The sequence below is a fragment of the Nocardia terpenica genome (genome assembly GCF_013186535.1).
GTDB lineage: Bacteria > Actinomycetota > Actinomycetes > Mycobacteriales > Mycobacteriaceae > Nocardia > Nocardia terpenica.
Map to the genome: position 1 here is coordinate 1,062,510 of NZ_JABMCZ010000002.1, position 12,636 is coordinate 1,075,145.

Below are 12,636 nucleotides of genomic sequence, written 5' to 3' on the forward strand. Positions count from 1 at the left end.
GCTGTCTACAGCGCCGCCCGCATATCCGCCAATACCTCGCGGATCTCGTGCAGCGCGAACCCCTCGCCCGTCTCGTCGGCCCCGGATTCGACAGGCCGGGTGACCGGTGTCGGTTTGTCGCCCTGCCCGCCGCCGCGCTGCCAATTCGCACCTTGCAGCGTGTACAGGATCATGGAAAGAAAATCGATATCAGCAGTCCAATACCACGACCGCGGATACCGAGCCCGGAACAGCGCCGAGTCCGGCGTCGGCGGGAGATGCGCCACCAGCACACCGAACTCATGCCACGACAACCGCGGAGTACCGATATCGGTCAGCCGGAATCCGCGGGTCAACAGGTCGTATTCGATCGGCCCCGAATACTCGCTGATCAGGATTCGGAGCCCGGCAATTCCCCCAGGCTCACCGTCGACGCATCCGCCCACGCCTTCGACAACGCCCCGATCTGATCAATACTCAAACCCTCGATCGCCTCGGCCACCTCCGGGCACTCGAGCGCGATCAGGCCCCGCGTCAGCGACGCTTCGTCCAGCTTCGACTCGATACCCGATTGAATGAACGTCGCGCCCCGCCCCGACAAATACTGAAGAAACGGCACCGAATACACCTTGCCGCCCTCAGCGATACGGAACGCGAACCGATTCTGCCGCTTCGAACCCGCAGACTTCGGCACAGTGAACACAGCCACGATCGAACAGACTTCCTTTCGAAAAATACAGAACCTGACAACTGCCCACCCGGCAGAGCCATACAATCCAGCCGCACCACAACCGCTACCGGGCAGCAGTCACAGCGAGTTATGCCGCCTTATCGATCTGCTTGGTGTCAGCCTGCTTGGTGTTGGTGGCGGGCTTCGGCAGGCCCACATATTCCTTGACGAAATCGCCGTCCGCGTCTTCGAAACATTCGATGGTGACCGGGTATTTCACGATATCGTCACTGACCTGTTTCACTTCACCGATCTCGGTCACCTGCCCGATCCCGATCACCTGCCGCCGCAGCTTCCTGCCCTGCACGGTATCGATCACCCACGAATATTTTTCGAGCGGCTGCTTACGGTGGCTGAAACCGAATCCGCCATCAGGTAACGGGGTAATCTTCGTGCCGAACACGGTTTCCAGGACGCTTTCGCGAAGGGACTCGATCAGTTCGAGTTTCATCGTCTCCGTGTAATCGTCCTGCGGTGCCGCGACGGTGGCTGCTCCGAAGTCTTTTACCTTCTTGACGCTGCGATCAATCGAGTTGGTGAAACCACTATCACTCACCCCGCCCAGATCGGTGAAATCAGACGACTTGATGTCGTCCTTGGCGCTGGCTGGCAGTGCCACGGCGTCGTCGGTGGTTTTCACCGATCGAAACAGCACCCCTTTCGCGCCGGGTGAGGGGACATAGACGTTCTTCACGTCAGTAGCCAATTACGACGGCTCCTTCATAGAGAAAAGTCACGAATCCACGGCGATACCGACCCGCAGGGTCAGTACCCACCGATCTTGTTCGGGGATATCGGGGTGCGGTTGGTGCGCCGGGCCGCCGACTTCTTCGACACGGGTAATCCATGCGCGACCGCCCGGATAATCGATATAGGACCCTTCGGCCGATCGCAGCGCGGAGTAGACGGCATACGCCAACCCCTCGGCGTCACCGGCATCCCAGCAGTCGAAGCTGAAATGCGGGCCGTCGATCGCCCGGTTCACCATCGGGCCGCCTACCCGGTCGACGCGCACGAATCGCGGCGGGCGGACAGAGCCGAGCCCGGTCACGACCGGGATACCGAGCGCGGACGCGAGCAGGCGGACGATTATCTGAGTGGCCGGTTTCCTAGCGACCACGATCCACCGCCCGCAGCAACGGTTTCCCGGTGGCGTTCTTGTGCATGGCTTTCGGGTCGGCCGTGGTCACCGAGACACGCCACCGGCCTTGGTGCCCCGCGCCCCCGCCTCGACTGTTCTTGCCGGGCGGGCCGGGATTGCCCTGCTGGCTGTAGATCTCGTATTCACCGCCCTCGGCTTCGGCAGCGGCTTTGATCCGCTCGGCCCGCTCGACCAGATCCACGATCACACCGGGCGCTTTCCGTAACCGGTAGAAACCGTTGATGTTCCACTTGATCACGGGATTGGGCATCAGCCTTCGAACCTCCGTAGATTCACCACCACACCCGGCCGAAATCCGAACGGGCCGTGTGTGTAGTCCTCGGCGTACCCGATCACCCGATAGTCGCTGCCACCGAGCCGGACCCGATCATTCGGTTTCACCGAAAATGTTGGGGGAGCGAGCAATTCGACCTCCACGACCAGGCGGTCGTAGCCGATGATCTTCGGTTCACTGGTCTGCGGCGGCCCCCACCCGTACACCGGTTCCCGCTGTGACCTCGGTGTCCATTCGGTCACCAGTCGCCCGGCCTCGGTGTGCCGCTCCGAGTAGTCCGACACCACCACCGTGTAGGGAGTTGGCAGCATCAGTCCCACCCCGAACCGGTAGGGCCCGGCCCGTTCACCCAGGCTTGCCCGAACAGCCGGGCCCGCGTGGTGTCGGCCGGGGTGGTGTCGATCGTGAACGCTTTCGACTTGCCCCGGCCTTGGTTGCACAGTTTCACGAGATCGTTGATCTCCGAGGGCCAGAACATCGCGCGGCGCACCGGGCGCGTGTCGATGGTCTGGGAGTAGGGCCCGGCCGACTGCTGCGTAACTGCGCCCGTGCCGTAGTCGGCCCACCGCAGCACCGCGCCCCGGATGATGGCTTTCGCTGCCCGGTACCGGGGATCGCTGGTGGGCATGTCCACCAGGCACGGGGCGACGGATTCCGCGGTGGCCGTGGCGTCTTCGATCATCAGCGCTGCCTTGTCGGCCGCCAAATCCGGCGCGAACGGCCGAAGATCCTCCAACGTCAACTCGATAGCCAACTCACCACCCCGTTCGTGTGGATGAGACCCGACACGGCCTCACCCGTCGCCGATGTCACCGATCCCGCTAGGCGGCCTTCTTGGTGGTGGGCGCGGGGCTGGGTTCGGGCAGCGTGATCGGGGTGGGCTTGCCGAAAATATTGGCCAGCGGCAGGGTTTCGCGCCCGGCCCGATCGATCGGCTTGGCCACTGTCACACCGACCCGGAACACGCACCGCAGCGCCTTCGCGTCCTGGGTCATCAGGTTCAGCACGACCTTGCCGGTCTCGTCGGTGATCACACCCTCCCGGAACAACTGGAAGGTCACGTCTTGGCGGATGCCGACGAACACCTTGGACCAGTCGCCCGCGAGGATCTGCGACCGCGCCGGGTTCCACGAGCCGGTCAGCGTCTCGCCGGTCGGAAGACCGTAGATCGTCGCCGGAGTCGTGGCAGTAGCCGGCGCGTAGATCGGATTTCCCACGGCGTCACGCTCTTTCGCCATCGCCCAGCCCAGGCCCGGCCGGGAAATGAACCCGGTCACCGGAACCCCGTGCGCGCCGAGCTGCTCGCCCGCGTCGGCAATCGCTGCGCCGTAGTCGGAGAACTTCGACGCATCCACCTGGTAGGCATTCGCCGCCCCGATCAGCCCGCCCTTAAGATCCCAGCTCTTGGGCACCCGAACCCCGAAAATGCCTGCCTCATCGAGGCGCTTCGCGACCGCTTCGGCCATCAACGGCTGCGCAGACTCCCACAGCGGAATAGCCGAATCATCCACCAGCGCATCGGGAATCGGCACAATGACCGCGATCTCCTCGGCCGTCATACTCAACGGCTTCCACCCCATATTCGAGGTCGACTTGAGACCATCGGCCGGGTTCGCGTCCCTCCCATCGAAACCAGGCTCGGCCGCCCCCGAACCGGCGGTGTCCTCGAGTTCGGTACCGCCGACGAAATCGGCTTCGGGCAGCGAGGCGAGGACGGGCTGATGGTAGGTCTTGCTGGACATCGGCACCGGCCGCGCCTTCGACAGCAGCGCCGAGGACTGGGTAGCGGTCTGAATGACTTCCTTGACCACCTGATCGGGGACCACGGTCTGAGCATCGGTGGTCGGTCGGCCGACAATCTTGTTGTACGCCAAAGCATTCCCCTCGATTTCGAGCATGAAGAAACCCCGGCCGATCAACCGGGCCGGGGTGTGAAGAACTGAATTCGGTTGCGTGTCAGCGCATAAGAGCCGACAGCCAATCGCCGCCCGAATCGGTGTCGGCCGAGGTCTGGCCCTGCATCGGGTCGGGTTCCGGGCCACGCGGCCCGCTCCGATCACCGAGTAGCCCGACCAGCACGGCCGCATGAGCGCGTAGCTCGTCCTCGGTACCACCGGCCAGCGCCTCGGCGGGCAACCCGTGATCGTGGGCGATATCGGCGCGCAGCGTGGCAAGCTCGGCCTTGGCCGCTCGTGCCTCCGCCTCCTGGGCGCGCTGCTCAGCCTGGTCGACCTCGGCCGCCTTGCGTTTGTACTCGGCGTAATCGGCGAACTTCGCCCGCTCCCGCGAGATCCGTTCCCGCAGAATCTCATTCAGCCGTTCCTGCGTCGTGATCGGCGTGAACTCCTCACCGGTCTTCCCGGCCTCGCCGGTCTCTGCGTCGGTTGTGGCCTTGGTGTCGCTCACTGTGTGCGCGTTCCTTCCGTAGCTCGTCAGCATGTATTCCGTCCATTGATCCGCTGGACGTAAGCGGAAAACCTCACGGCTTCAACAACTCTCGATACGCCGCCATGATCGCCTTGGGATCACCAGAGCCCGCCACGTCGCGCGCCTCCCGATACTCTTCTTCCCACCGCTGCATATAGGACGGGGGCTCATAGGATCGGCCGGGCCGTATCGCGATCGCCAGGCAGCGGCAGTTGTCGTGGTACCGCTTGCCCTTCTCGGTCACCAACCGGCCCGTATCCCCGGAGCGTTCGCGGACCAGGCGGCCCGAGTACACCGCGCCCCGAGTGGCCAGCATTCGGCACCACGGGCACGCCGATGGCGACGCCGTGCGCGCCCACACTGCTCCCCGCTCCCGCTCGGCCGCCCCCGCAACGGTGTCCCGTGAGGCCCCGAAGATCGTGCGTTGCGCCGACCCGATCAGCAGTTCCAGGGCCTTGTCCTGGGTCGTCGCCCAGGCCGCCGACCCCTGCAACTGCTCCACGGGTGCGGGTGCGGCTGGCACTGCCGTGTAGTCCAGCTCGGGCGCCAGCTGCTCGTACCACAGCGCGGACGCCTCGGCCGCCGTCACCGCCCACGGCGTCACGATCTCCGGATACGCCTCGACCACCAACGCCCGCAACGCCACCGGATCGGCCTCGGCCGCACGGTCGAACAACTCGCCCAGCTCTCCGGCCATGACCACGGTCATGTCATTCAGAACGCTGCGTAGCTCGCTGGCCGCCTCGACCGTGTTCACGCAGCCTCGGACACGGGTGCGGTCTTCTGAGCCATCTCAGCGACACTCGGGGCCGTTTGCGCCCGTGTCTGCGCCGCGGTGCGGAGCCCGTCCAGCAGGCCCCCGACCCGAGCCCTGCGTTTGTCGGCGTCGACCTGCTGTTGCTCCATCGGAGACAGGCCGATGCGGTCGTAAGTGACCGGGGAATCAGGCGGAAGGATCTGCGCCGCCGTCAGTTTCACCGCCTCGTCGGCCGCCGCGGACCGGGTCGGCGTGGCCGCGTCGCGCCATTTCAGCCACACATTCGCCGCATAGTCGGTGGGGACTTCACGGTCACGGACCAGCAGCGCCAGCAACCCGGCCTCGAGCCAGGCCCGGCCGAACATCGTCTGTCGGCGCTCGGCCCGCTTGATCAACCGCGACTCCATCGCCCGAATCGCGTCCGCGCTCGATGCCTGATCCGACGCGAACCCCAAATACATCGGCGGTATCGCCGACTCGGCCGAGATCAGCTGCGCCAGGCCCCGCAGGTGCTCCAGATACGGGCCCGGCTGCCCCTGGGCGAACTGACCGACCTTCGGCTCCACCTCCGGGTTGTCCTCGTCCCCGCGTACCGCCAGGAACCGGCCGATGATCGCCTCCCACCCGGTCACCACCGACCCATCGGACAGCTTGAACTGATCCGGTGACAGGTTCGTTCCCCACCGTTGCGGGGCGGAGTAGAACTCTCTGTTCATCTCCATCGCCATCAACGTCCGCACCGCCGAATCAGTATGGGAGCGAACCGCTTTCGAGATCTCCGAACGACCCGCCTGCATCGACGCACGCGGCCGATTCACCAACTGCGCCACCAGCACCCGCCCAAGCCCGTGCAGGTCGCGATGGGCAACCAGCCACCGGCCATGCGGCCGGTCCTTCGCAAGGTAGATCGTCTGCTCAGGCAGATACAGCCGCGCCGACACGTAATCGCCCGCATCCTCGTCCCAGTGCCGCGACAGCGCCGCCGACAACCGCCGGGTCCGGAAATCCCGGATACCCGACATGGACAACGGCGACTCGACCGTGATCAGCGGATCCGGCTCACCATCGAAACCCCTACCCACACAGGCGAATCCAGTACCGAAGATCAAAGCGTCCAGATGCGCCATACCGGAGTCTGAGTCGAGCTGATTCGCCCGGTAGATCTGTTTCAGCCCGTAGTCGTCGGTCCCGGCCTGGACCCAGCCTTGCCAGTCCAGCCGCTCGTCCAGCACATCCACGACCGTCCCGGCCCACCCGGCGACCGTGCGCAGCTTCGCCGCCACCTCGTACGGCACCGAGATACCCAGCGACTCGACACGCTTGTCCCCCTCGTAATACGCCTGCTTCACCCGGTTCGTAGGCCGATGCTTGTCGATCAACGATTCCAGCGCGCCGAACGTGCGGATCTCGTCATCACGTAACGAATCCTGTTGCAGCAGTTCAACCATTCACAACACCACCGCTTCCGCTTTCCGCCGCCCCCGCCGCTTGGGCCGGGCATTGATGAACCCGAACAGCGCCACCGTCGCCGCAACCACCGGCGTCACATCCGACTCCGCATTGCGCCGCCCCCACACCCACAGATCCCCGACAACCCGCTTCCGTACCGCCTCGACAGCGGTATTGAAGATCGGTTGATCCACATGCCGCAGCGCCCCCGACATCACGTAGTCGTAGAACAGCGCACACGCGGTCGCGTACTCGGGCAGCGTCGTCTTATAGACCGGCACGTCCAGCGCCGCCAACTCGGGCACGAGGGAGGCGGCCGGGCCGTCGACCACCACGCACACCGGAGACCACACCGCAACCATCCGCCGCAGCTCCGCGGCCACCCACTCGGTTCCCTTCCGGTTGTGCGTGACCTCGACGTGGAACAGCTCGTCAGCGCGGGCCCCGGCAATCGCGATTGACGCCCTGCTCCGATCGGGGGAGATGTCGACGCCGATCGCGATCGGGTCGAGCACCTGGGAGGCACCGTCGGCGACCAACCGCCACGATGCACCGTCAATGTCCGCGCGGGTTACCGCAGCGGACCACATGCCCCCACGCTCACGCGCGAAACCCTCATCCGAGTACTGGGCGCGGTCTTCGGCGAGTTCGTCCCACCCGAGCCGATACCCGAGCGCCGGATTGGCCTGCGCCCACGCCTGCGGGTCGTCCAGGTCCGAGCCTTCGGGCATCGCCCACTCCAGCCACGACGCCCGCACCGCACGCCCGGACAAGCATTCATCCCGGAACCGGGTGAACACCTCCGAGTTCATGACCTCGCTCGGTGGTGTGCCCGCGAAAACCAACTGCCGGTTCCCCAGCGGGGCCGCCGCGGTGGTGGGGCCCAACGCTTCCAGCGCTTCGGATGAACATTCCTGCGCTTCATCGAACAGGACCACATCGACCGTCAGGCCGCGCCCACTGCCCTTACTACGCGCCAGGATTTGCAGGCTGCCACCGTTGCGCAGCCGGATCACTTCCAGCCCGTTCGCCGTGCGGATCTTCTCGACCATGCCCGCGAGTTCCGGGAACCGCTCGTCTTCGAAGAACGACAACAGTCGTTGGAAGAACGCCCGCGCGGTCTTCGTCGCATGCGCCGTGAACAGAATCCGCTCACCCAGCAGGCACATACCCACCAAGGCCCGCGCCTCGAGCAGAGCCGATTTCCCGCACTGCCGAGGAACCGACAACCCACACCGCGAGTGCGAATACTTCCCGTTCCGGCCGAACGACAGCCAGGAGCGAAATACGAGTTCCTGCCACGGGTCCAGCTGCAAGCCGTAGCGGGCAACGAATTTGATGCCCACTGTGGCCGGGGCCAGGTTCCCCAGGTCCTCCACTCGGCGTAACGGAATCTGACAGCCGTATGCCGTCCTAGCCGGAGGGCTCGCCGCCGGGGTCTTCGATCCGACCGACAAGGGACGCGAATTCTTCCCGGAAGCTATCAATATCGGTAGCCTCCTTCTTCGCCGGTTCCAGTTCGGCAATCTCCCGCGACAGATCCGAAATCTGTTTCGCGTACTGAGGCTTGACGCCGGCAGAGGCTTCAGCCATGGATTGAATGAGTTCGTCCCGGAGTTCGGTAAGGATTTCCAGCAACGTTCCGTTCTTGGCGGCTTTGGCCAAGCTCATACCGAGACCTCCCTACGCGGCGTCGGAGATTGGATGCGGTCCGGTTTCAGCACACGCGTGTGGTGGACGAAGCTCGGCGCCGATCATGTCCAGCAGCATCCGCACGGCTATGGCCGCCTGTTGTGGTACCACGCCGTTGCCGAGTAGGTGCAGCTGGCCGTAGTAGGGCAAGCCGAGTTGGGGTGCGGTGACCCAGCCTTCGGGTAGGCCCATCAGCCATTCGACGAATCGAGCAGACAGGCGGGGCTTTCCGTTCGTGTTGGGCTCGGCGATCCAGGGCGCCGGACGTGTGCGACGTTCCCATTCCTGCACAGCGGGCAGGAACTCACCCCAAGCGTTGTCGCCAGGTCGAGCAGCCGGATCTGATGGTTCTGTTGCACTCGGATCGGGATCGGTTGACCGCCGCTGCCTGCTTCGCTCGCTGCCGGGGTCGGAAACAGCCGATCCACCATCGGTTCGCTCACTTTCCCACGGTGTGAATTGCTGCGACCGTACTTCCGGAATCAGGCGCGATATCGCTGCCAGGTGAGGATGCTCCCGCCTGTGCTGCGCTGGCCCGTCGCCAGTGCGCGAGTTCGCCGCCATCGGGGTCGGTAACAGCGATGAAGAGCCGATCACGGCGGTGCGGTGCACCGATGTCGGATGCTCGTACAGACACCCATTGCGCAGATAGCCCGATCTCGGCAAGGTCGCCGAGTACCGCGTCGAAACCTTTGCTGCGGTGTCCGGCAACGTTTTCCAGCAGCGTAAGTTGCGGTCGTAGCGCGCGAACGGCTTCGCGGACGTATGGCCAGAGGTGTCGGGGGTCATCTTCTCCCTTCCTGCGGCCCGCAGTCGAGAACGGCTGACACGGATATCCCGCGGTCAGTACGTCGATCGGCGGTACCGCATTCCAATCGACCTGTTTGATATCTCCAAGGTTGAGCACAGTCGGCGTTCGACCCGTCAGAAACTTGATCGCGTTACGGTCGATGTCAGCGACCCAGGACAACTCGATCTCAGCAAAGATCGACTCCAACGCCATATCCAGCCCAAGATAGCCCGAGCAAAGGCTTCCGATTCGTACCATTATTCCTTGAAACTCAGTCGGTGAGATTCAGCCATCGGCCGAAGTGAAAATAACTACGTGGTAGACGTAGAACCGATCCGCACTTCCCCGATAGACCCGCCTACCAACCTCCGCGTCCCCCTTCCCCCTGGCTCGCGAAGAATCGGCCTGTATGCCCGAGAGGAGGCCAGAAAGGCCCTTCAGGGGGTGCATGCCGGGTCACACCGGCTCGATCGGCAAAATTTGAGGTCGAACCCCGATTTCAGGGAGTATTTCGGATAATGCCTGGTCGCATTGTGTTCGATTGTTTCAGCGGAGCAGTTTGTACACGTTTCCGCATTTGCTTCGCATGATCAGTTTATCCGCTACCAGGTGACCCAGGTGTCTTCCCAGTGGTCTCGGGTCGTTGAACCCGATTATCTGCTGTAGCTCGGCGGACTCTATAACCGCTATATCGTTGTGAGCTTTCTTGGCGAGTGTTTCCAGGATGATTTGACACCGATTGTCTCTGCTGATCAATGTGTTCTTTCTTCCTGGTGGCTACCGCAGGTGACTGGCTGCCTAGTCTAGTGCAGGGTGTGCGGCAATCTGTCATCCACGATGGTTGACCTGCATGCTTCCTACCATTGTCGGCTGGTGGGGAGGAGGTTCAGTTCGGTCACATCTTTGTTGCCTCGACGGCTGTTGCAGCTTCGGTGGGCTGCCCTGAGTTCCCCGAGGAGATGGCCACCTTTGGAGAGCGGGTCAATGTGGTCGGCGGTCCATGATTCGGGGTGTTCGGGTGGAAGTTCTCGGTCGATATCGTTGCCGCAGAGCCAGCAGGTAGATGATTGCTTGCGGAGTTGGTTCTTTGCTCGCCGGTAGGCTCGGTGATCCAAGCCTCTCCGTGTGGTCGGCAAATGGGTCGCCTGCCTTCGATATGAAGAAAGCCCCTAACCGAATGGTTAGAGGCTTCAATCAGCTGTCCGTATTACAGTACGGCGACGATAGCGCTGAGAGCGGCAAGACCGGCCTTGCCGATGATGATGCACGCCTTGACGATTGTTCCCCATTGATCCGGGGTTAGTGTTGCACTCACAGCGCCTCCTATCGGGTTGTCATCGAACGCTGCTATCGGGCTCGTGTTGTTGTCGCTTACCGCGTGAGGTTTCCCCGTGCAGCGTTTCAGAGAAGAGATCGGATCAGGGATTGTCAGGTTGAAGGCTCGTTGAGTTTCTGGGTGCCTCGTTCGGCCTGTTCCGATCGTACGAAAACAAAGGTATCAACCCGTTCTTGCATTTGGCATGGTCGCTGTTCCAATATCCGCGCCGGTTGTTGCCTCCACCGTTGACCGGGTTACGTCGGCCACCACGGCGGCTCGTGGCGATATCGGCCGCTTTCAGCAGAGTCGTTTTGTCGTAGAGCCGTTCTCGGTCCCGTACGGCTGTCTTGACCCAACCATGAACCCGCCAACGGTGCAGGGTGGCAAGAGAGCGACCGGTAAGCTCTTTCGCCTCCCATTGGTTCAACCACACGTGCCTGCTCCTATATATCTGACCAATATCGACCCGATTTCCGATTTCCGTGATAGCGTGCAATTATGATCGCGGTAACGAACAAGAATAGTAGAATCATCTACCTGGTACGAGATAATGATCAGGTAATCGCTGTACCCGCAGACGGCATGGAACTCGATGCGAAACAGGGCACTCTGGAGAAAAGTGGATACCAGGTGAATCAGAGATGGTTGAGCACGGGCATGCTGGACCAGTTCTTTGCACTGATCGCCCCGCGGAAAGGTAGTTAAAATAGTCCGGGTTCGGACCAGGATTGTTCGCGGCTCTCCGGTCGGTGCATCAACAACAGGTCGAGATCGCCCCACTGCTTGCGATGGCGGTTCCGCACCGACCGGAGTTGGTTCAGCATGTCGGCGTTACCGGTCCACCCCTCGCGGGCCCATCGGGTGAATCCCTCAACGAGTGACCACACCACGGTCAGGTCGTCACCGGCCAGGCCGCGCACGACACCGTGAGAGCGCCACACGCGGCCCGTGTAGATGACGCCGAGCCGATCGCCCCAGTTCGCCAGTACGGAGACTTCGGCGTCTGCGGCGCTCATGGCGTCCAGGCTGCACGGTGCCATGGTCACGGTCTTGGAACTGGCCACCCGGTCGGGTGTGGGTCGTTCGGTGTCGGTCCAGTCCCGGCCGTCTGCCGCGCGGGCGTTGTTCGTCATTTGGGCCCGGAGGAAATAGATCACGTCTGGGGTGTCGTGAATCAGGTCCATCAGCTCGTCCAGTTCGGTCACGCTTCGTACTCCTCGATGGGGTTGCCGTACCCGGCTCGGCGAACCAGGTGCAGGAACTCGGGTAGTGGCATAAAGGCAAGTTGCTCTTCGGGTTTCGCTGATCCCTGGAGTTTGAGGGCGATGAATCCGACATCGGCGTGTGCGTTGTCGACTTGTTCGCGGAGTCCGTTCACCCAGTCGCGCCAGCGGGGTGTCCGGACGTTCTTCGCCTGGCAGATGACGCCGGGACTCATCCCGATCACGGCGTCGAGGTGGAGGTCTCCACCGTCGCGTTCGTATCCGGCCTTGGTGCGTTCACACCACGGGAAGCCGCAGACACGGAAGTAGTCACGCAGCAGGCGTTCGAACGCATCGCCCTTGCGCTTCAAGGCATTCGCCATTAGAGAGGGCTCCCTTCCCGTACGCGAGCGGGGCACCGGAAAGGTCGGTGCCCCGCTCGAAATCGGTTATCGCGGTAGGGAGTTCGTTACACGTCCCATCCGCCGTTCGAACTGCCGCCGCCACGTTTGGGCAGCGGTCCCGATACGGTACGAACGTCGATCTTCAGCGATTTCCGTTCCTCGCCGTCGTTTCCGGTGTAGGTGTCCTCGTAGACGATGCCGGACAGTTCGATCTCGGTGAATTTTTCGAACTTCTCGCCGATGAACTCGGCCAGATCACCCCACGCGGTCGCATTGAGAACGACATTCTTGGTCTTCTCCCACTCGTCGGTGTTCTTGTTCTTCACCGATTGACTGAAAGCGACAGGGAAATGGCAGTAGGCGAGACCTTTGGGGGTGAATCCGAGGTTCACCTCTCCGATGATGAATCCCTTGACCTGAGAGGTCTGCAATGCGGGCAAAAAGTGTTCCCT

19 protein-coding genes are annotated in these 12,636 nt (G+C 63.0%); all 19 read right to left on the bottom strand.

Annotation, left to right across the window (positions count from 1 at the left end; genetic code table 11):
• Positions 1 to 5: 5 nt before the first annotated feature.
• Positions 6 to 335, bottom strand: a complete 330-nt coding sequence (locus tag HPY32_RS16440) for a hypothetical protein (RefSeq protein ID WP_067580116.1) — start codon at positions 333 to 335, stop codon at positions 6 to 8.
• A gap of 35 nt (positions 336 to 370) precedes the next feature.
• Entirely contained in the window at positions 371 to 598 is a 228-nt protein-coding gene (locus HPY32_RS16445; RefSeq protein ID WP_156674039.1) for a hypothetical protein, read from the bottom strand.
• Positions 599 to 797: 199 nt separating this feature from the next.
• On the bottom strand, positions 798 to 1,403 hold the full coding sequence (locus tag HPY32_RS16450) for a phage tail tube protein (protein ID WP_156674038.1): 606 nt from the start codon (positions 1,401 to 1,403) through the stop codon (positions 798 to 800).
• Positions 1,404 to 1,442: 39 nt separating this feature from the next.
• The gene (locus HPY32_RS16455; protein WP_156674037.1) at positions 1,443 to 1,829 is read right to left on the bottom strand and encodes a hypothetical protein; all 387 of its coding nucleotides are present in this window, start codon (positions 1,827 to 1,829) and stop codon (positions 1,443 to 1,445) included.
• Positions 1,819 to 2,121 carry a hypothetical protein gene (locus HPY32_RS16460; RefSeq protein WP_067580109.1) on the bottom strand — a complete coding sequence of 101 codons (303 nt, stop codon included), beginning with the start codon at positions 2,119 to 2,121 and terminating at the stop codon, positions 1,819 to 1,821. Before HPY32_RS16460 ends, HPY32_RS16455 begins: the two co-directional genes overlap by 11 nt.
• Positions 2,121 to 2,456, bottom strand: coding sequence for a hypothetical protein (locus tag HPY32_RS16465; protein ID WP_067584943.1), 336 nt, complete (start codon positions 2,454 to 2,456; stop codon positions 2,121 to 2,123). Before HPY32_RS16465 ends, HPY32_RS16460 begins: the two co-directional genes overlap by 1 nt.
• Positions 2,456 to 2,899 (bottom strand): hypothetical protein, encoded by a 444-nt coding sequence (locus HPY32_RS16470; protein ID WP_082870749.1) that lies wholly within the window; start codon positions 2,897 to 2,899, stop codon positions 2,456 to 2,458. The genes HPY32_RS16465 and HPY32_RS16470 overlap by 1 nt, the downstream gene beginning before the upstream one ends.
• 67 nt (positions 2,900 to 2,966) lie before the next feature.
• Positions 2,967 to 4,043, bottom strand: a complete 1,077-nt coding sequence (locus HPY32_RS16475; protein WP_216676131.1) for a phage major capsid protein — start codon at positions 4,041 to 4,043, stop codon at positions 2,967 to 2,969.
• 58 nt (positions 4,044 to 4,101) lie between these two features.
• Entirely contained in the window at positions 4,102 to 4,551 is a 450-nt protein-coding gene (locus tag HPY32_RS16480) for a hypothetical protein (RefSeq protein ID WP_171982889.1), read from the bottom strand.
• A 73-nt stretch (positions 4,552 to 4,624) separates the two neighbouring features.
• Positions 4,625 to 5,329, bottom strand: a complete 705-nt coding sequence (locus tag HPY32_RS16485) for a VG15 protein (RefSeq protein WP_067580102.1) — start codon at positions 5,327 to 5,329, stop codon at positions 4,625 to 4,627.
• Entirely contained in the window at positions 5,326 to 6,777 is a 1,452-nt protein-coding gene (locus tag HPY32_RS16490) for a phage portal protein (RefSeq protein WP_067580100.1), read from the bottom strand. The genes HPY32_RS16485 and HPY32_RS16490 overlap by 4 nt, the downstream gene beginning before the upstream one ends.
• Complete coding sequence (locus HPY32_RS16495) at positions 6,778 to 8,157, bottom strand: terminase large subunit domain-containing protein (protein ID WP_067580098.1); 1,380 nt, start codon at positions 8,155 to 8,157, stop codon at positions 6,778 to 6,780. It abuts the gene before it with no gap.
• Between the two features lie 34 nt (positions 8,158 to 8,191).
• On the bottom strand, positions 8,192 to 8,449 hold the full coding sequence (locus tag HPY32_RS16500; protein ID WP_067580096.1) for a hypothetical protein: 258 nt from the start codon (positions 8,447 to 8,449) through the stop codon (positions 8,192 to 8,194).
• A 12-nt stretch (positions 8,450 to 8,461) separates the two neighbouring features.
• Positions 8,462 to 8,662 carry a hypothetical protein gene (locus HPY32_RS43890; protein WP_197696357.1) on the bottom strand — a complete coding sequence of 67 codons (201 nt, stop codon included), beginning with the start codon at positions 8,660 to 8,662 and terminating at the stop codon, positions 8,462 to 8,464.
• A gap of 247 nt (positions 8,663 to 8,909) precedes the next feature.
• Complete coding sequence (locus tag HPY32_RS16510) at positions 8,910 to 9,518, bottom strand: DNA cytosine methyltransferase (RefSeq protein WP_082870747.1); 609 nt, start codon at positions 9,516 to 9,518, stop codon at positions 8,910 to 8,912.
• 599 nt (positions 9,519 to 10,117) lie between these two features.
• The gene (locus HPY32_RS46545; RefSeq protein WP_156674035.1) at positions 10,118 to 10,396 is read right to left on the bottom strand and encodes an HNH endonuclease; all 279 of its coding nucleotides are present in this window, start codon (positions 10,394 to 10,396) and stop codon (positions 10,118 to 10,120) included.
• Positions 10,397 to 11,279: 883 nt separating this feature from the next.
• Positions 11,280 to 11,783, bottom strand: coding sequence for a hypothetical protein (locus HPY32_RS16520; protein ID WP_067580094.1), 504 nt, complete (start codon positions 11,781 to 11,783; stop codon positions 11,280 to 11,282).
• Positions 11,780 to 12,163 carry a hypothetical protein gene (locus HPY32_RS16525; protein WP_067580093.1) on the bottom strand — a complete coding sequence of 128 codons (384 nt, stop codon included), beginning with the start codon at positions 12,161 to 12,163 and terminating at the stop codon, positions 11,780 to 11,782. Before HPY32_RS16525 ends, HPY32_RS16520 begins: the two co-directional genes overlap by 4 nt.
• An 86-nt stretch (positions 12,164 to 12,249) precedes the next feature.
• Complete coding sequence (locus HPY32_RS16530) at positions 12,250 to 12,624, bottom strand: single-stranded DNA-binding protein (RefSeq protein WP_309247529.1); 375 nt, start codon at positions 12,622 to 12,624, stop codon at positions 12,250 to 12,252.
• Positions 12,625 to 12,636 lie beyond the last annotated feature (12 nt).